Below are 18,222 nucleotides of genomic sequence, written 5' to 3' on the forward strand. Positions count from 1 at the left end.
CCTGTTACAGGCTCGCAGCGTCAGCTTCATTTGCGCATGGCCCTCGCCTGCTCGATCAACTTCTTCATCGTCTCGAGATCGGTCGCACCCGGAAAGATCTGGTCCCCGACGACGAAGCCTGGCGTTCCCGTGATTTTCAGCGCCTGGGCGAGCTCGGCATTTCGGCCAATCGAGCCCTCGATTTCGGGCTGCTGCATGTCCGATTTCAGGCGGGCGGCATCGAGACCGATCTCGGCCGCAACCTTCAGTACCACCGCTTCGGTCACGCGAGTCTTGACCGCATAAAGCGCCTTGTGGAATTCGCCATACTTGCCCTGCCGATCGGCGGCGAGAGCCGCTTTGGCAGCAAACAAGGAATCCGGCCCCAGGATCGGGAATTCCTTGTAGACGATCCGGAGTTGAGGGTCGTCCGCCACCGCCTGCTCCATTATCGGCGCTACCTGACGGCAATAAGGGCAATTGTAGTCGAAGAACTCGACCAGGGTGACGTCGCCTTGAGCGTTGCCACCCACGGGGCTTTCCTTGTCGCGGAACAGGTCGTCAGCCCGCTCGGCCAGGGCCGCCTTTGCCGCCGCCGCCTCGCCGGCGCGTTGACGGGCGTCGAGACTTTGAAGCGCTTCCACGAGAACCTCGGGGTGCGCCAGGATATAGTCGCGCACGCGCTGATCGAACTCGTTCTGGGACATCTCGCCCGCCGCTATCGCCGACTGCCTTGCGCCTTGAAGGCCCGGTTTCAGCAGGAACGCTCCCGTCAAGCAGGCAAGCAGGAGCAAGCGAAGAATTATGCCGGAACAGCGCCCTACGCACTTTGCCTTGGATTTCATGTATTTCTCCTTTTCCATCGAGTATTGCGCCGCGTCTGGCAGAGGGCGCGCGAGTCAGAACAGGTTCTTCAGCTTCGCCAGCCAGCCGCCTTCCTGGTCGCTCCCCTGCACATGATGCGGACGCTCTACGTCATTGGTGAGCGCATTGACGAAGGTGACGAGATTGACCGACGCGAAATCCAGCCCGTGAAAGTTCGCCCGCCAGCGCCCCTCCTTGTCGATCACGTGTGTAACGATGCCGTGGGCCTGGATCCCGTCTTCGGACTTGGTGAATGTGTGACCGAGGGCTTCGGCCAACTTGCGCGTCGTATCCTCCGGCTGACCCACTGCCGTGGTCAGGAACAGCCAGTTGGCGGGATCGAGGCCGTGCGCAGGCCCATAGCCGCGCATCACCTCCGGCGTGTCCCGTGATGGGTCGGTGGTGACGGACACGAAGACGACCTGGTTCCTCATGGGGGTCGCATTCACCATCGCCTGGACCGCGGCAAGTTTCTCCGCATGGAGGGGACAGACGTCCGGACAGGACGTGTAGATGAAATGCAGGACGATGACCTTGCTGCGCAGATCGGTAAGGCGGACCGCCCGCCCGTCGGCGGTGCGCAACGTGAAGTCCGGCGCCGGCTTGTCGATTGCCTGAAAATATTTCTCGTCGCTTTGCAACATAGCATCGACTTCGTTGAGCGAGTGCGCCTTCGCATCGGCAGCGAAGCCAACTGTCAGCAGCATAAGCGCGATCAGGCATCGTCGCATGCGCCGCCGCGTCTCCAAGGTCCACGACAAGCGCCGTGCCGGAGGCTCACTTTGCACTCGAGCCGACATCAGACCTTGCCCGCCGTGCCAGTTGGACTGTCGGCATCTTGCGTTGTGGAAACATCCCGGGTGCAGCACGAACTGCTCGCCATTCTGTTCACGCAAAGTCCAAGCGCGCACATGGCAACGCAGGGCAGAACACCAAGCAGCAGCGGGGCGATGCCGGCGGCGACCAGAAGGCTCCAGTTGAAGGCAAGGCCGCCGCCCGCGATGACCGCGCCGGCCGCGAGCAGCACGCGCCGCCCTCCGAGATGGGAGCGAGCGGCAGGGAGGAAGTCGCGACGGAACGACGTCTCGCTGGCTTGGATAGGTCCAATGGCGTTCATAGGGTTTCCTTTCTTATTTTGCAGCGATGCGTCCGCGGATGAAGTCGGCCATTTCAGGGGAATCCCATTCAGCCGGGCCGATCAGCCGGCCAATTTCCTCGCCCCTGCGATCGATCAGCAACGTCATTGGAAGCCCCGGAGCGCCGAGCGTGAACATGGCCTTGGCCGAGACGTCGATATTCAGCGCAAGGTGCTTGGTGCCGATCTCGGCGAAGAATTTCTTCACCTGCTCTGGTCCGGCGCGGTCCATCGACAGAGCGACGACTTCGAAATCCGGCCCGCCGAGCTCTGCCTGCAGCCGGTCGAGCGTCGGCATTTCCTTGCGGCAAGGCGCACACCATGTCGCCCAGATATTGAGCAGCACCACCTTGCCGCGGAAATCGGCAAGCGTTCTCGGCTTTCCGTCGCTGTCTTCAAACCGGATATCCGGAACGGCGACAGGCGTTTCGTGCAACGCAAAACCCTGCGGCGCCTCTGCGGCCGACGCCGGTTGCGGCAGGATCATCAGCACCGCAACCAAGGCCATGGCCAATTTGCTCGCAATCGTCATGGAAGAACTCACTCGGTCGCGTAAACCGTCGGCGCCTTACCATCCTTGGTGACGGCATAGACGGTGAACGGCTCGGTCTTCTCGCCCACCATTCCCGGCGATCCCATCGGCATGCCGGGCAGCGATATCCCGGCGATCGCCGGATGTTCGTTGAGGAGTTTCTCGACAATCTTCACCGGAACGTGGCCATCGACGACGTATCCGTCGATGAACATGGTGTGGCAGCCCTGGAAATCGGCAGGCACCCCGGCCTTGCTGCTGATCTCGGCGAGATCGTTGGTCGGCTTGACCTCGACGTCGAAGCCGTTCTGGCGAAGGTAGTCGGCATAACCCTCGCAGCAGCTGCATTGAGGGTTCTTGTAGAGCAGGGCCTTGTGCAACTCGCCTGCCTCAACGGCGGAAAGGCTGGCGGAGAGGAAGGTCGCGAGAGCGAGAATGCGAAGCATCGGCATTTTCCTTTCAATGGTAGTCATTGGATTATGGTTGGGTCGGTTCTGCCATCAGGTCTTGTCTTTCGCGTCGCCAACCCTGAGCACGGTCATCAGTCCGGCTGTCTGGTGATCGGTGATGTGGCAATGCAGCATCCAGTCGCCCGGATTGTCGGCGACGAAGGCAAGCTCGACCGTGTCCCTGGGCGCAAGGAGAACGGTATCGGCCCACAGGCTGTGCGGAACGGCCGCGCCGTTGCGCTTGAGCACCCGGAAGCTGAACCCGTGCAGGTGCATCGGATGCCACCACGCGGTTTCGTTGCGCATGGTGACGAGCTGGCTGCGCCCTTGGGCGAGGGTCATCAGCGGCGGCATGCCCGCGTGGCCGTCGCCCGTCATGGAGGTGCCGTTGATGGACCAGGTGGCGCGGCCGTGCGTCATACCGCCCATCCCCTGCATCATGCCGCCGCCCATCATGTTGCCACCCATGCCGCTCATCATACCGCCCTGGAGGGCCAGATCGAGGCGTTCGGCGTCCCCGAGGTCGGGCTGGGGAAGCGGATTGGCAGGCAGCCGGAACGGAGCGTCGAGAGGGTTCTTTCTCAGCGGCGCGTCGTCGGCGTAGGCAAAAGTGGTCAGTTCGTAGGCCAGCTCGTCGTAGAAATCATCGACGACGGCATGGCGGCTGCCCGGGTCGCCCTGCATGTCGATGATCAGGTCGATGCGCATAGCCGGGCCAAGCAGCAGCCTGCCGCCGTCCGGCTCGTGCGGGTCGCAGGGCTGGCCGTCCGTGGCGACGACGACGGGCCTGTGGCCATCGAACCTCAAGGCCATGATGCGGGCAAGCGAGGTATTGACGAGCCGCAGGCGCACGCGCTCGCCCGCCCTGACGCCTTGGGTCCCCGGAACCGTGCCGTTGAGGGTCACCGTGTTGCCGACGCGGCCGGACATGGCCGCTTCCATGCGGTTGCCGAAGCCTGGGGCGATCTGCGCGTCAGCATCCAGCCGCCAGTCGGTGAGCACCCACAGGAGGTCACGATCCACCGGGACAGGATCGGCCTCCTCGACTATCAACGCGCCCGCGAGGCCGCGGCCCAGTTGCTGGAGGCTGTCGGCGTGCGGGTGGTACCAGAAGGTTCCGGCATCGGGCGGCGTGAACTCGTAGACGAAGCTCTCGCCAGGCTTGATCGGCGGCTGCGTCAGTCCGGGTACTCCGTCCATCGCGTTCGGCAACCGGATGCCATGCCAATGGACGGTCGTATCCTCTTCGAGACGGTTTTCGACGACGATGCGCGCCGGCACTCCTTGCCGGAGCCGCAATTCCGGGCCGGGGATGCGGCCGTCATAGGCCCATACTCCGGTTGCCGGACCGTTTTCTCCCTTGAGAGCGGCACGGGCCCGGCCTGGTGAGATTCTGTACTCGCTGGCAGGCGTTGCGAAGCTCGGCGATGGTTTCAGCATGAGCGTTGTGACGGCAAGTGCCGTGCCTGCCCGGAGGACCTCCCGGCGCGACACCAGACAATTCGAAAAGACGGACACTTCAAATCCTTCGGCAGCTAGCGCCGATGGACTACGGGCTCACGAATGCCCGCTTGGTCATCGGCAATTCGCACCTGTCCGAGAATCGGGCAGATGCGCTCGGACGCCATAATCAGCCTTCAGGGCGGATTCCTGGCGTTAGACGAAGCTGAAAGGTCTGGGAGGATATGGGTCGGGATCGGCGTCGCGCCCGCGCAGGAACGCGGTCGACAACGATGCGGGAGAGGGTGCGGGACGCGCAGTGGCGAGTCCCAGGCCGCCGGGAAGCACGGCCACGGCAGGCGCGACACAGGCCAGCGGACAGACCGTCATCTTGCCGTTGTCCGATTTCTGGTCGGGACAGGCTGAGCAACCGTCATCGGACGTCATGCCCATGCGGGACGCTCCCATGTCGGCAGCCATAGCCATCTTCACCGCCATGGCGGTGGCCTGAACGGGAGACATACCGAGGCCTGCGGCGATGGAGACCGCAATCAACAGGGCGAGGAGGTGTCTGGCTGACCAGCGCATGGAAGCAATCTACATTGCCGAGCGCGATTTCTCAACACAGGCATTTGCCATCGACTGCGGCTAAAAGGCAGGACAGCAAGCATAAGAATTGAGATCGGAGAATCCAGCCGGGGCGTAAAACCAGCGTCTCCACCTTTCCGCAGGACCGGCTTTCGCCATGGGCTTGCCGGGCTGATAATCGACCGATCGTGCCCCGTGCTGCCGCGAGCCTGTCGACACGATCCCTCTGGGACAGCGGTGGCTACTCCCAAATGTGCGCCAACGAGACCAAGAGCAATCCGAAAATCACGAACCGACCGCAATTTCCTGTCCGGCGTTGGACAAGTGATCCTCGACTTTAAGGGGTAATCGGAACAGCAACACTCCACCCCAGGCGGAATGGCGGCGACGGTCGAGTTAAAAAGCAGCTACCCCCAACGACTGAGAGAATGATCGGCATCAGCACATAACCGGCTACCTCGAACCATGCGATAATCCCAAAGAGCCCGCTACGACCAAAAGAAAGGCGCAACGGATGACAGCGAGAAGCCCGACGCCGCCGTGCCCGTATGGGAGATGGAAGCCGCAGCCGCTCTCTATGCATTGCGACGGTGATGCGGAAACGAATTCGTCCGTCTATCTCTTTGGCGCAGTGAAATTCGCTTCCATTTCAATTGCCGCAACGCCGAAGCTTGCGATCACCCTGATTGACCGCAAGAGCCACCGCCCCCGGCTTCAAGCTGGGGCCGGTGGCATGCCGGTGTCAGCCGAAATTCCGTTACATCATCCGCTTTAGGTCGCTATAAGCGCCACGCGTCCGTAGTGTGAGGGTCATCTCAGAGCCTGTCCGGTTTCTCCAGAACCAGCCATGGTTTCCGGGAAAAGCCGCTTCCAGAACGCCTTCCTGTTCCGATACGCCGCGTCCCTTCTCATATGAGACTGCATTGCCCCCGCCGTCACCATGCGTATCGTAGTTCACGACGGCGCCGTTTGCCGTCCAGTGGAACTCGGCTTGCGCTCCCTGCTCCATCACAAGCTTGACCTCTACCCCTTCGCCGGGAGCCAGATTGAAAGAGACCTCGTCGCGCCATTCCGACGTGACCTCCTGCGGAGCTTCGGACGGCGCCGCCGCTAAACGCTTGGCGGCAGGCTGTTCGGCGACCCGCTCGGAAGCGGGAGGCACAGATGCTTCGGAAGAGGCAATATCCGGCGACCCGACCGGAAGCGCCGGAAGCACCTGGGTAAATTCCTTAAGCATGGTTTCGATCCGGTCGAGCCTGGTATCCAGCGAGAGGTCGACGCCGTCGGCCTGCTTAGTTGCCGCGGCGTCCTGTGTTGCCTCCAGGGCCAGTTGCGTCTTGATCTCTCCCATCTGGGTCAGACCAAGGACACGGCCGATCCCGGTGGGATCAACGGCGTATTCGGACGGCAAGACAACGAAAGCAAGAATGGCCGAGGCGGTGATGCCCGCAATCCAGGTCGAACGTTTGAGTTGCGCAGAAGTCGGCAGGTCCGCGCGACGGGGAAGGTCTGTGTTGTACATGGTGAAATTCCTCAGGCAGATACGAAAAATCCGGCGATCTGGTACCCGGTCAGCACGAAGCCGGCCGTCATCATCGCCACGTTTGCAGAATAGGCGTGCCGCCAGAAGCTCGGCTTGAGCCGCCAGTAGCTCATCACGATCAAGATCGCGCCGAGAGCGAGAAGCTGGCCAATCTCCACGCCGACGTTGAACGCTAGCAGGTTCGGCACGAGCCCATCGGGCGAGATTTCATACTCGATGATCTTGGTCGACAGGCCAAAGCCATGGAAGAAGCCGAAGAGCAGTGTCGCAACCTTGGTATTGGGCTGGAAGCCCAGCCATCGCTGGAACGCGCTTATGTTATCGAGCGCCTTGTAGACGACCGAAAGGCCGATGATTGCATCGATGATGTAGCTGTTGATGCCGACGTTGAAGTACACGCCGAGCAGCATGGTCGTGGAGTGACCGATAGCGAACAGGCTGACGTAGATCGCGATGTGCTGCATCCGATAAAGGAAGAAAATCACGCCGAGCAGGAACAGAATATGGTCGTATCCCGTGACCATGTGTTTGGCACCGAGATAGATGAACGACAGGAGGTGAAGGCCGCTGATCTCCTGGATATAGCCCTTGTCGCCCTCGGCGACGGCATGTGCGTAAGCCGAGCCAGAGGCAACGACAAGGGACAAGAGAACCGCGGCAGCGAGCGCGAGGGAGCGCGGATCGCATGCAGCGATTCCGCCGCCCCGTTGAGGCAGTGCAGTCATGGTGAGAATCCTTGGGTAATGCGTTTAGATGACGGACCGCATGGCCCGTATTCTACATTACGCCAAGGATTGGGGAGGTCGGTCACCCGGGAGGGGGTTGGCGGCTAAGACAGCAAGTCCGGGGAGCCCTGACAGCCTCTCCGGAACCGTTCTTATCGCGTAAACGATGAGAACTGGAAAGGTGGGCGTGTCGTGGCTGTGGTCAGCCGCATGCAGCGCTGAATGGTCTGGGTCGGCCGCATCGTCGTCGTGGGAGTGGCTATGATGGTCGTGTGCGGCCGTCATAGCATCGGGCACTATTCCTAGCGCTTCTGTCTTGCCGGAACCTGCGGAAAGCGCGAACGCTGTCACGGCCACGCAGAGCGTGGCCACGAGCAGCATCCTTGCAAGCGTGGTCAGGGTACAAAACGACATCGTTAACAATTTGTATGCCCGGCCGATTAAGGCTTGGTTAAGGCGATCCTGTTGACTCTATCCTATGGGGGAGGATAGGAAATATCATGACTGATCGTCGACATTTCTCCCATCCCGACATCGTGAAACGGCTTAAGCGCGCCGAGGGACATCTGCGCAGCGTCGTCGCCATGATCGAAGGAGGAAGATCCTGCCTAGACATAGCCCAGCAGCTGCACGCGGTGGAGAAAGCGGTCGCGCAGGCCAAGCGGACCCTGATCCACGACCACCTCGACCACTGTTTAGAGGAAACCGTCGGCCCGCTGCCGCGAGAGAAGCGCGGTCCGGTCAACGAGTTCAAGCAGATCGCGAAGTACCTCTGATGCTGAACATCCTCTCAAACCGGATTTACCGCCACCTGCTCCTCGCTCAGGTGATCGCCCTTGTCGGCACGGGATTGCTAACGGTCGCCCTCGGGTTGCTCGCCTTCGAACTTGCCGGAGCGGATGCCGGGGCAGTGCTAGGCACAGCGCTTGCCATCAAGATGATTGCCTATGTCGGCGTCGCGCCGGTCGCGTCGGCCTTCGCCGAACGCCTTCCCCGCCGCTCTATGCTTGTCGCACTCGACCTGCTGCGCGCGGGCGTGGCGCTTTTCCTGCCATTCGTCACAGAAATCTGGCAGATTTACGTACTGATCTTCGTTCTCCAGTCCGCGTCCGCCGCCTTTACGCCGACCTTCCAGGCCACGATTCCCGACGTCCTTCCGGACGAAAAGGAATACACGCAGGCCCTGTCGCTCTCGCGGCTCGCCTACGACCTTGAGAGCGTCGTCAGTCCCATGCTGGCGGCCGCGCTCCTGACCGTCATCTCCTTCCACAGCCTGTTCGCGGGCACCGTCTTCGGATTTCTCGGCTCGGCTGCACTGGTCATCTCCGTCGTCCTGCCAAGCCCGAAGCCGTCCAAGCCGCGCGGCATATATGACCGCACTACGCGCGGAATCCGCATCTATCTCGCGACACCTCGCCTGCGTGGTCTGCTGGCGGTCAACCTTGCTGTCGCCTCTGCCGGGGCGCTGGTGATCGTGAATACCGTGGTTTACGTTCAGGCTGCGTTTGGACTGGACCAGCAGGCGATGGCCGTCGCTCTCGGCGCCTTTGGCGGAGGCTCAATGTTAGCGGCGCTGGCCCTACCGCGTTTGCTGGAGACCTTTCCGGACCGGGCGGCCATGCTCGGTGGCGCGACCTTGCTGACAGCCGGGACGCTAGCCGCTGCCGCATTGCCCTCCTATCAGTGGCTGATCGTGCTCTGGTTCGTGCTGGGGCTGGGCTACTCGATGGCGCAAACCCCGTCCGGCCGCCTGTTGCGGCGTTCTGCGCACCCGGAGGACCGCCCCGCGGTCTTCGCCGCGCAGTTCGCATTGTCGCATGCCTGCTGGCTGGTCGCATATCCGGTTGCGGGATGGGCGGGAGCCGTGATCGGACTTCCCGCTACTGCCATCATTCTGGGTCTTCTGGCCGCCGCAGCGATCGTCATCGCGCTGGCCGTGTGGCCAGTCTACGATCCTGAAGACGTAGAACACAGCCATGACAACCTCCCCACCGACCATCCGCACCTGGCCGAGGCCGACCGGCACCGTCATGCACATGCCTTTGTCATCGATGACCTGCACACCACATGGCCCATGAGGGGCTGACACGCGAGTGGATACCTTTCTCGCGCTACCGGGCCTGTTCACTCTCGCTTTTGTGGCCGCCACCATTCTTCCGGCGCAGTCGGAGGCAGCGCTGGTCGGCCTGCAACTGGCCGGCCATCCAGTTGTTCTCCTGGTGATCGTCGCCAGCATCGGCAACACACTCGGGGCCGTCGTCAACTGGGCGCTCGGACGTGGGGTCGCGCGCTTCCAGCACCGCCGCTGGTTTCCTGTCTCCGCCGCTTCGCTGGACCGGGCCTCGCTAAGGTATCGGCGGTGGGGCCGATGGAGTTTGCTCCTGTCGTGGGCACCTCTCGGCGGCGACGCCCTGACTATAGCTGCTGGCGTTCTTCGGGAACCGTTCTGGAGCTTCCTGCTTCTTGTGGCTATCGCCAAGACGGGACGGTACATCGTGCTCGCCGCGTTGACGGCAGGACTGACCGCTTGATCGGGCTGTTCCAATATTTCGCCAGGTCTCGGTCAAGGGCGCTCGCGGGCAAGCAGGAGGCGCCCATCCCAATCGGCGTCTGCGGTCACGCCGGGGCGGGCGACGAAGCGAACCGATTGAAGTGCTTCGGCCAAGATGTCCCGTGGTCCATTGAAGGCCGGTTGCACGAACGCCAGGGTGAAGAGCGAAAGCGGGCGTTCGAGGCGCTCTTCGATCACCGATCCAACCCAAACCGGCGAAGAGCTGCCGTTGACGAGCTTCAGGTCGACGGCCCACAGTCGAAGCACCAGGCGCGATTCCTTCGTATCGGCCCCATTTTTCATGATGAGGGTCAGGTCCGGAAGCTCGCCATTCGACAAACGGGGAATGACGGGGAGCGCGTCGGCGTCAACACTCGTTGTCAGCCAAGACAGGGCATTGATCGGAGCCCATGACACTGGCACGCGCCACCCCTTGCTCAGCAACTTCGTCTGAAGAGCGGACAAGCTTCCGGCATATTGGACGGTCAGAGGCTCCTCGATCTCGCCTGTCAGGTCAATGCGCCATGCCGGAAGATTCTGCCAGCCGCCCGCCCACCAGGTCTCGGCAGGCATGGTCGGCGTCGTTTCCCTTACCGCATAGCGGCCGACATCGAAAGCGTGATGCCGGTAGACGTTGACGCCGCCGGCGAGGGCGAGCGTGGCGCATCCGACGATAAGTAGTCCGGACGCGCCGACCCGTTCGGCAGGCTTGCGCAGGTAGGAAAAGCCGAGTGCCGTGAGCCAGACCGTTCCGAACGCCAGGCCTCCTGCCACGTCGGAGAACCAGTGCGCGCCGAGATAGAGACGCGAAAACGCGATAAGGAACGTCAACAACGTCGCGCCCACGGCGATCGGAAGGCGCCATGCGGGAGACAGTTCGCGCGCGATCAGGAAGGCGAGGAAGCCGTAGAGGACGATGTTGACGGTGCTATGCCCGCTGGGAAAGGAAAAGACACTCCAGCCGGTGTAGAGCAGATCGCCAGGCCGCGCGCGATGAAGCGCGACTTTGATAACGGTGTTAAGGAGGGAGGCCCCGGCAACCGCTGCAAGCCAGTAGGCTCCCGTGCGCCAGGCGCGCTTCCAGGCTAGCCATAGGAACACGGCAACTGTGACTGCCGTAACAACGAACGTATCGCCGAACTCGGTGATAGTGATCATAACCGTATCGCCGGCACGCGTGCGCAGATCCTGAAGGGCGCTGTAGATCGAGGCATCCGTCTGCACCAGAGGATCACCGCTGACGACGTCTTCGAGAATCCCGAAGAACAACCAGGCTGCGCCGACCAGAACCATGGCCAGGAGCGCCAGACCCCTGGCATCGGATCGTGACGGATCGAGCAGGCTGAGGACGATACGCGCCCACCTTGCCTGGCTGGCGCGAAGCCGTGGGCGCGCCCTTTCCGCGACGCCCGACAGGAACGGCATGCCGCGGCGAAGCGCGAAGCGCACGGCATGAACAACGACCCAGCCCAGGACGGCGAGCAGGACAACCAGGACGGCGAGCGGCTTGGCGGCCGAGCCGAACAGGCTGAACGAAGCACCGATGAGTACGCCCGGCAGGATGTGCGCGGGCGCCCAGACGAATGCCGACAGGATATTCGCTAAATAGAACCGCCTCGGCGACATTCGCAGCATGCCGGCCAGGAGCGGTATGAAGGCGCGCACCCCAGGGGCGAAGCGTGCGAGAAAGACGCTCTTGTCGCCGTGCCGGGCGAAGAACGCCTCGCTGCGTGCGATCAGCGCCGGGTGGCGATTGAGCGGCCAGGCATTGAGGATCTCGCGATGATAGCGATGGCCTACCCAGAACGAGACGCCGTCGCCGACGATCGCGCCTGCAGTGGCGGCTGCGAGCAGCGGCCAGAGCGTTACCACTCCCGTCGGCACGAGGGCGCTGACCGCCACGATCACCGCGGTGCCCGGCACGACGACGCCAATGACCGGGATGGATTCCGAAAGCGCAAGCAGCAGCACAGCCGCATAAGCGAGATGCGAGTGCATCTCGATGAATGCCGTGACGGCTGCAAGAAAGGATGTCACCATTCCAGGCGCCTACAGGATGCCGGTAATCAGCCGGTCCGCTCGCGTTCCTTCCCGGTAGAAGGCGCGAACCGCCATAGCGGCGATCGTTCCTGTCAGCGCGCCGCCGAGGACATCGCTCACGTAATGCGTGCCGACGTAGACGCGCGAGACCATCACCAGCGCGGCGGCCGCGAGGAACCAGAACCCAAGCCGGTGCATCTTATGCAACAGGAAGGCGGCTGCGATGGCAAAGGCCGCCGTTGCATGATCCGAAGGAAATGAGGGATCGACACTGGATGCCAGCAGAAGATGCGTGACGCCGGCGTCGTAGGGCCGCATCCGATGCACGAACAACAGGACGAGCTGGTTAAGGGCAAGGCCGAGCAGGAACGAAAGGCCGGCCGCAATAAGAACATGTCGCGTGTGCTGGCGATCGCCTCGCCGCCACCATTGTCCGGCAACCGCCAGCACAAGCAGAGGGACGCCGATGATCGAAGCCCAGATCATCACAAGGTCGATCAGGGCGTTCGATCCGGCAACGCTGTTGATTGCATGTGTCACTGCTGCATCAAGTTCGTACATGAACAGACCTCGTTTATAATAAACGCGTTAGCTTCCATCTCCACGTGCTCCCAGGCGGCACTGGCCGGTGCCGCATCAAGCACTATTCCGCAGTCGACCGCGAAAGAACAGCAGGCCACCTGTGGCCATCACGGCGAAGCAGGCGCCGGCGAGGAAGGTGCCCTGCGGCCCTGCCACGCCCCATAGGGCGCCGGCTATGACGCTGGCCAGCAGCAGTGCGAAGCCGGTGACCAGGTTGAACATGCCGAATGCGGTGCCACGCAGTTCCGGAGGCACGGCGTCGGCGACCAGCGTCGCGAGCAGTCCCTGAGTGAAGCCCATGTGTAGGCCCCAAAGCATGACGCCGATGCCGATTCCCATAATGCCGGGGGAGAAGGCGAGAACGAGATCAGCGAGCACAAGCAGCGCCAAACCAATTATCAGGATCGTTATCCGGTCCATCCGGTCGGCCAGGATGCCGACAGGATAGGCGGAGAGCGAATAGGCAAGGCTCATGAGCACCAGCACGATCGGAACGACAGCCAACGGCAGGCCGATCGACTGCGCCCGCAGGATGAGAAAGGCTTCGCTGAAGCGGGCGAATGTGAATGCCGTCGCCACTGCCACGACCCACCAGAATCTGGCTCCAAGACGTCCCAGTTCGTCAGGGTGAAGAGGCACGCGATTTCCGCGCAGCTTCTGCGGCCGTTTCGGTTCCTTTACGGCGACCAGAATCAGAACAACAGACAGAACTGCCGGGATGACGGCGACCCAGAACACGGTCTGGAAATGGTCCGCCGTCAGCCACATCAGGCCGATGGCGAGAAGCGGACCCAGGAAAGCACCGATCGTGTCGAGCGATTGGCGTAGGCCAAAGCTCGCCCCGCGCAGATGCGGCGGAGCGATGTCGGCGACCAGCGCATCGCGCGGCGCGCCTCGAATACCCTTGCCGACCCGGTCAAGGAAGCGCGCCGCTACAATCAAGTCTATCGACGAAGCCAGCGGAAAAATCGGCTTGGTCAAGGCTGCAAGGCCGTAACCCAGGGCCGCCAGCAACTTGCGTTTGCCCAGCCAGTCGCTGAGCACTCCGGAAAAGACCTTCGTTATCGCGGCAGTCGCTTCGGCGAGACCCTCGATGATGCCCACGGCAAGCATCGAGGCGCCAAGCCCCGTCACGAGATAGATGGGCAGCAGCGCATGGATCATCTCCGACGAAATATCCATCAACAGCGACACGAAGCCGAGCGCCCAGACACCGGCCGGAATGCCTCGCAGGGTTCGGGAGCGAGAGCTGTCGTCCACCGTCTCCGCGGCCGACGCGTCGTCTTGATCGCCCATGTCACCGGTTCTCGTCATGGGCGTCGAAGACACGCTGGGCGTAGCCGTCGAGCAGAGCCTCGCAGGCATGCAGCCGCTCCGCAGCCTCCTCCGCCAGCGATGCACCATAAAAATCGAGCTTCCTGATCTTCTCCAGCCAGCCCTGGAGCTTCTTCAGGTCGGCGTCCTCTTCCTCGAGTTCGGCGTAGGTAAATTTGTTGATCGCGATCTCCTTGGCGATCTCGGCCTCGAAATCGGCGCAGCGTCCGAGAAACTCGCTATACTGGTCGTCGCGATCCGCCTTGAAGCGGGAGACGACCTTGTCCTCCTGCACGCGGTCAAGCGCGACCGTTTCCAGGATGACGCATTCGCCGCCCATTTCGGAGACATCGTTCTCGATCATCTTCAGCCGACGGACGTGATCGTCGGTCTTCGGCAACAGGCAGACACCATTCTGGAGATAGACCGCGCCCATACTTTTAAGGCGGCGCCAAAGCGCAACGCGCTTGGCAGCCGGCTCGGCCGGCACCTTGTAGGTCAGCAAAAGCCAGGATGATGTAACCATAGCTCTATTCTAATGAAACGGTCGTTACAAATCAACCCGGACGAGACTTTCTGAAAAAGGAATATGGTTCGCCGCGTTGCCAAGTGCATGTTGCCGAAGCGAAAGCGCGAGAAACAGGGCGTGCGCCCATGCGGCACACCACAAGCGGCGCCCATCGCGGGCGCCACCGTAAACCTTCGCCCCAGCTCAGGTCACTGCTGTGAGTTTTCTCCTGCTTCGTTCTCGCCGCCTTCATCCTGGCCGTTCTCGTTACCATTTTGGCCAGACTGTTCATCCTCGTGGTTGGCCGCCATTTTAGTAACTTCGCCGCTGGCTGCATCGACCGCAACAGAGTGCTTCTGACCGTCAGCCGTAACAACGTCCACCTCATAGAACGGTTTTCCGTTCTCCCCTTCAAACGCAACCGCCGCAGCTTTGCCGCCAATATTCTTCTCTGCCGCCTGCGCGGCCTGGACGGCTGAGATCTTGGCGTCCATCATGGACTGGACTTCCGCGGCATCGTTCTTCGAACCATGACTGTCAGCCAGCGCGCCGCCGATACCGGCCGCACTCACACCAGCCGCCACCAGCGCGACGCTGAGTATCATATACTTCTTCATAGCTATTCTCCGTTTCCGAGAGGGCGCCGTGCTCTCCCTTCACGACGAAATTAGCGTGGAAAAATGTCGCCCACCTTGGCGCGAGGCTACAATTTTGTATGATTTGGTGTCGCCGCCGTTGAGGCGCAGGTTCGATTGATGGCCTTGCGCGACCGCCTGGGCGTTCGAGTAGCCGCCGTCGGCCAACACCTTGAGTTACGTAACGCCCCAGAACCTCCTTCGTCGCCATCGACATAGGATGCTGGAGAGTGAACTTTACGCGCGTTTGAACTCAAAATGTTGCAATTTCCGTTGCTTACCAGATACTTGGGCGGAACTACTCGTCCCAAGGTGGAAGGCGGCCTGCTTCTCCTACCATCTCAGGACTTGCGCCCGCCCAAATCTCTGGGCAGATTGGCTTCGATGGGAATGGAGTTCTCCCGAAAGCGCCTGTGAGAGCTGATGACTCCTATCGCGGAAACCGCGGTAGGAGTCCGTCTGGATCCTGCCGCACGGCGGGATCGTTGCTCGCCTCGTAGAGGATCGAGCATGTCTTTCACAAATTGTCTTCTGATCATGATAGGCGGCGCCATCGGAACGCTAGCGCGGTATGTGGTGTCGGTTCTGGCACTTCCCGTCAGCAGCCAACTCCCTTGGGGCACCATCTTTATCAACGTCAGTGGTTCGCTGATTATCGGGTTTTTCGGCACACTGACGCTGGCCAGCGGCCGCTACCCCGTCTCCGAAAGTCTGCGCCTGTTCGTAATGATCGGTCTGTGTGGGGGTTACACAACTTTCTCGTCATTCAGCTTGCAGACGCTCGACCTCATGCGATCGGGTGGCATGACGCGAGCGGCCATAAACGTCGCGGCGTCGGTCGTCCTCTGCATCGGTGCGGTGTCGGTGGGCCATCTGATCGCTTCGCACTTCAATGGTGGGGCGCACAAAATCGCGCAGATCGCAATCGATGAGGAAGCCTGATCCGGATGTCCAAGAACGGCGGGGTTTTCGCACGGCCTGCCCCGAAACACCCCGACCAGACGCTCCACATTACAAAATGGTATGGCGAGAGAAATCCTCCGGACAACTTCGCCGGGTAAATGTACCAACACAATAAGGCCATGGCCAATGAACGTACTGCGTGCAACATTTTGGTTAATATCGGCGCTCCTCCTTGCCGCCGCTTTTGCATTGGTTGCTGTGCCGATTCTCGCGTTCATGGCGCTAATTGTATTATTAGTCCCCTTTGCGATCTCGATATTCGGGCGGAACCGCCGCGCGAGTCCGATTTCCAAGCCTGCTTCTCCCCATCCCGATCCAGGCAGAGAGCCTCTGGTCATAGAAACGGACTATCGGCGACTCGACCCAACTCCGGCTAGCGAAGAACGGATTCGCTCCCCCTAGCTCGAATATCCGATTGCCGCGACAGCGCTATCAAATGAGGTCTTAGAAATTATTGACAGTCCGTGAAGATCCAAATCGGCCCAAGGGTTCGAACGCTCTTTCGGATCAACCAATGCCTTTCAATAGAGACGGAACAGTACCGGTATCGCACCTACATTCTGAAAATACTCGACGATTTCAAACGCCGGCTTGGCGACGAAAAAAATCAAGCCATCACCAAACGTCGAATAAATCCGGCTTGTCGAAACGGTAAGAGTGGCTTGATCGCGATACAATCTTGGCGATGGCCAGAATCTTGGCACTCGCGAGCAATATGCCCGATAAATGTCACCGAAGGTTTCCTCTAGGAATCGCTCCTCGCGTCGGATTACGAAGTGGAACGCTCCAGCGCAGGCAACGAAGAAGGATGCGGTCACGATAAGGCTACCGGTCTGTGCCCCGACGCCGGCCGCAGCTACCGAGGAGAAAACATACAGAGGATTGCGGGTGATGGAGTACGGGCCGAATTCGACGATCTCGGCCGATTTGCGACCGCCGATGTAGAGCGTACACCACATCCTACCTACGATGCCTATGACTATAAGGCCGAGCCCGAATGCCTCAACGAGATCATGGCCTTCCTGACTGCCCCCCGATCGTACAAATAGAAGAAACATGAATGCCAAAAATATCAATATTCCCAAAAGCACTCTTCTGAGAAACTGGAATCTTCCTAGTGTCAATGCGGTCACCATGGCCTGCTGCCGGTTTCGTGGACACCGAGATAAGGTGTTTAACGGAACTGGAGAGAGGGAATGCAGAGAAGGAAGTTCAGCCGCGAGTTCAAGCTTGAGGCAGTGAGACTGGTGAAGGATCGGGGCGTTGCGGTTGCGCAGGCCGCCCGTGATCTGGATCTCCATGAGAACGTGCTGCGCAAATGGATCAGGGATCTTGCTGCCGATCCGCAGCATGCCTTTCCCGGTCATGGCCAGATGAAGCCGGAGCAGCTCGAGATCGACCGGCTGCGCAAGGAAGTCGCCAAACTGAAGGCGGAGCGCGACATCCTAAAAAAGGCCGCAGCCTACTTCGCGAGGGAAGCGATATGAGGTTCGCTTTCATCGCGAGGCACCGGGGCATCTGGCCGGTGGCATGGCTGTGCAGTGCACTGGATGTATCCCGCTCAGGCTTCCATGCCTGGCTCAACCGTAGCCCCAGCGTCCGCTCGCGGCACGACGAGATACTCGTCTCCCGGATCGACCGCAGCTTCAAGAGCAGTGACCGCACCTATGGCGCCCGTCGTGTCTGGCATGACGTCCTGGCCGAGGGTCTGTCCTGCGGCCTGCATCGCGTCGAGAGGCTCATGCGGGAGAACGGGTTGCGTGCCCGGCCGCGCCGCCGTGGGCTGCCGAAGGACGCCGGCGAGCGGACCGCCGTCTCGGACAACCTCCTCGACCGCGCCTTCGAGGCATCGGCTCCGAACCAGAAGTGGATCGCCGACTTCACCTACATCTGGACCGCCGAAGGTTGGCTCTACGTTGCCGCCGTCGTCGACCTGTTCTCCCGGCGCGTCGTCGGCTGGGCGATGAAGGCGGAGATGACGGCCCAACTCGTCACCGACGCCCTCATCATGGCGATCTGGCGCAGAGGAAAACCCGATAGCCTGCTTCATCATTCGGACCAGGGATCGCAATACACCAGTGAGCAGTTCCAGCGCCTGATGGCTGACCACGGCATCACCTGTTCGATGAGCCGGTCGGGCAACGTCTGGGACAATGCTGCGATGGAGAGCTTCTTCTCGTCGCTCAAGACAGAGCGGACGGCCCGCAAGGTCTACAGGAGGAGGGACGACGCCAGGGCGGATGTGTTCGATTACATCGAACGCTTCTACAACCCTCGGCGACGGCACTCGACACTGGGCTATCTCAGCCCCGTCGAGTTCGAGGAGCAAGCTATGTTAGCTTAACCTGGTGTCCGAAAAACCGGCAGCAGGCCA

The 18,222-nt window shown here is 61.3% G+C and carries 20 protein-coding genes and 1 riboswitch; of the genes, 5 read left to right on the forward strand and 15 right to left on the reverse strand.

Annotation, left to right across the window (positions count from 1 at the left end; translation table 11 throughout):
* Positions 1 to 26: 26 nt before the first annotated feature.
* The 9 genes from BFN67_RS16645 to BFN67_RS16690 all read right to left on the reverse strand — a co-directional run bounded on the left by BFN67_RS16645 (position 27) and on the right by BFN67_RS16690 (position 7,255).
* The gene (locus BFN67_RS16645) at positions 27 to 686 is read right to left on the reverse strand and encodes a DsbA family protein (RefSeq protein WP_245295296.1); all 660 of its coding nucleotides are present in this window, start codon (positions 684 to 686) and stop codon (positions 27 to 29) included.
* Positions 687 to 878: 192 nt separating this feature from the next.
* Positions 879 to 1,574, reverse strand: coding sequence for an SCO family protein (locus BFN67_RS16650; RefSeq protein ID WP_245295297.1), 696 nt, complete (start codon positions 1,572 to 1,574; stop codon positions 879 to 881).
* Between the two features lie 68 nt (positions 1,575 to 1,642).
* Positions 1,643 to 1,960 carry a hypothetical protein gene (locus tag BFN67_RS16655; RefSeq protein ID WP_245295298.1) on the reverse strand — a complete coding sequence of 106 codons (318 nt, stop codon included), beginning with the start codon at positions 1,958 to 1,960 and terminating at the stop codon, positions 1,643 to 1,645.
* Positions 1,961 to 1,973: 13 nt separating this feature from the next.
* Positions 1,974 to 2,510: a TlpA disulfide reductase family protein gene (locus BFN67_RS16660; RefSeq protein WP_139789223.1), complete on the reverse strand. Its 537-nt coding sequence runs from the start codon at positions 2,508 to 2,510 to the stop codon at positions 1,974 to 1,976.
* Between the two features lie 8 nt (positions 2,511 to 2,518).
* On the reverse strand, positions 2,519 to 2,956 hold the full coding sequence (locus BFN67_RS16665) for a DUF411 domain-containing protein (protein WP_245295299.1): 438 nt from the start codon (positions 2,954 to 2,956) through the stop codon (positions 2,519 to 2,521).
* Positions 2,957 to 3,010: 54 nt separating this feature from the next.
* Positions 3,011 to 4,477, reverse strand: a complete 1,467-nt coding sequence (locus tag BFN67_RS16670) for a multicopper oxidase family protein (RefSeq protein ID WP_080920679.1) — start codon at positions 4,475 to 4,477, stop codon at positions 3,011 to 3,013.
* A gap of 138 nt (positions 4,478 to 4,615) precedes the next feature.
* Complete coding sequence (locus BFN67_RS16675) at positions 4,616 to 4,987, reverse strand: hypothetical protein (RefSeq protein WP_080920680.1); 372 nt, start codon at positions 4,985 to 4,987, stop codon at positions 4,616 to 4,618.
* Between the two features lie 757 nt (positions 4,988 to 5,744).
* Positions 5,745 to 6,509: a hypothetical protein gene (locus BFN67_RS16685; protein WP_080920682.1), complete on the reverse strand. Its 765-nt coding sequence runs from the start codon at positions 6,507 to 6,509 to the stop codon at positions 5,745 to 5,747.
* An 11-nt stretch (positions 6,510 to 6,520) separates the two neighbouring features.
* Complete coding sequence (locus BFN67_RS16690; RefSeq protein WP_080920683.1) at positions 6,521 to 7,255, reverse strand: HupE/UreJ family protein; 735 nt, start codon at positions 7,253 to 7,255, stop codon at positions 6,521 to 6,523.
* 500 nt (positions 7,256 to 7,755) lie between these two features.
* Here BFN67_RS16690 and BFN67_RS16700 point away from each other — a divergent pair, with 500 nt between their 5' ends.
* Genes BFN67_RS16700 through BFN67_RS16710 form a run of 3 tightly spaced genes read left to right on the forward strand, consistent with a single transcriptional unit; the run spans position 7,756 to position 9,786 of the window.
* Positions 7,756 to 8,031, forward strand: a complete 276-nt coding sequence (locus BFN67_RS16700; RefSeq protein WP_080920685.1) for a metal-sensing transcriptional repressor — start codon at positions 7,756 to 7,758, stop codon at positions 8,029 to 8,031.
* Entirely contained in the window at positions 8,031 to 9,341 is a 1,311-nt protein-coding gene (locus tag BFN67_RS16705; RefSeq protein WP_080920686.1) for an MFS transporter, read from the forward strand. Before BFN67_RS16700 ends, BFN67_RS16705 begins: the two co-directional genes overlap by 1 nt.
* Before the next feature lie 7 nt (positions 9,342 to 9,348).
* Positions 9,349 to 9,786, forward strand: coding sequence for a YqaA family protein (locus BFN67_RS16710; RefSeq protein ID WP_080920687.1), 438 nt, complete (start codon positions 9,349 to 9,351; stop codon positions 9,784 to 9,786).
* A 32-nt stretch (positions 9,787 to 9,818) separates the two neighbouring features.
* Here the strand turns inward: BFN67_RS16710 and BFN67_RS16715 are convergent, their stop codons facing one another.
* The 5 genes from BFN67_RS16715 to BFN67_RS16735 all read right to left on the reverse strand — a co-directional run bounded on the left by BFN67_RS16715 (position 9,819) and on the right by BFN67_RS16735 (position 14,867).
* Entirely contained in the window at positions 9,819 to 11,846 is a 2,028-nt protein-coding gene (locus BFN67_RS16715) for a bifunctional DedA family/phosphatase PAP2 family protein (RefSeq protein ID WP_080920688.1), read from the reverse strand.
* 9 nt (positions 11,847 to 11,855) lie between these two features.
* The gene (locus tag BFN67_RS16720) at positions 11,856 to 12,407 is read right to left on the reverse strand and encodes a phosphatase PAP2 family protein (RefSeq protein ID WP_080920689.1); all 552 of its coding nucleotides are present in this window, start codon (positions 12,405 to 12,407) and stop codon (positions 11,856 to 11,858) included.
* 75 nt (positions 12,408 to 12,482) lie between these two features.
* Positions 12,483 to 13,724, reverse strand: coding sequence for an MFS transporter (locus BFN67_RS16725; protein WP_080920690.1), 1,242 nt, complete (start codon positions 13,722 to 13,724; stop codon positions 12,483 to 12,485).
* Between the two features lies 1 nt (position 13,725).
* On the reverse strand, positions 13,726 to 14,268 hold the full coding sequence (locus tag BFN67_RS16730) for a Chromate resistance protein ChrB (RefSeq protein ID WP_080920691.1): 543 nt from the start codon (positions 14,266 to 14,268) through the stop codon (positions 13,726 to 13,728).
* Between the two features lie 191 nt (positions 14,269 to 14,459).
* Positions 14,460 to 14,867 carry a PepSY domain-containing protein gene (locus BFN67_RS16735; RefSeq protein WP_080920692.1) on the reverse strand — a complete coding sequence of 136 codons (408 nt, stop codon included), beginning with the start codon at positions 14,865 to 14,867 and terminating at the stop codon, positions 14,460 to 14,462.
* 395 nt (positions 14,868 to 15,262) lie between these two features.
* Positions 15,263 to 15,325, forward strand: a riboswitch (Fluoride riboswitch).
* Between the two features lie 70 nt (positions 15,326 to 15,395).
* Here BFN67_RS16735 and crcB point away from each other — a divergent pair.
* On the forward strand, positions 15,396 to 15,827 hold the full coding sequence (crcB, locus tag BFN67_RS16740) for a fluoride efflux transporter CrcB (protein ID WP_080920693.1): 432 nt from the start codon (positions 15,396 to 15,398) through the stop codon (positions 15,825 to 15,827).
* A gap of 542 nt (positions 15,828 to 16,369) precedes the next feature.
* Here the strand turns inward: crcB and BFN67_RS16745 are convergent.
* Positions 16,370 to 16,984: a methyltransferase family protein gene (locus tag BFN67_RS16745; RefSeq protein ID WP_080920694.1), complete on the reverse strand. Its 615-nt coding sequence runs from the start codon at positions 16,982 to 16,984 to the stop codon at positions 16,370 to 16,372.
* 60 nt (positions 16,985 to 17,044) lie between these two features.
* Between BFN67_RS16745 and BFN67_RS16750 the strand changes: the two genes are divergently transcribed.
* Positions 17,045 to 18,192, forward strand: a protein-coding gene (locus BFN67_RS16750; RefSeq protein WP_139789152.1) for an IS3 family transposase whose coding sequence is annotated in 2 segments (ribosomal slippage) — positions 17,045 to 17,294 and positions 17,294 to 18,192 — 1,149 coding nt in all. Because the reading frame shifts where the segments join, the coding sequence is not laid out codon by codon here.
* Positions 18,193 to 18,222 lie beyond the last annotated feature (30 nt).

This window comes from Manganibacter manganicus (assembly GCF_002075885.1).
Lineage (GTDB): Bacteria > Pseudomonadota > Alphaproteobacteria > Rhizobiales > Rhizobiaceae > Mesorhizobium > Mesorhizobium manganicum.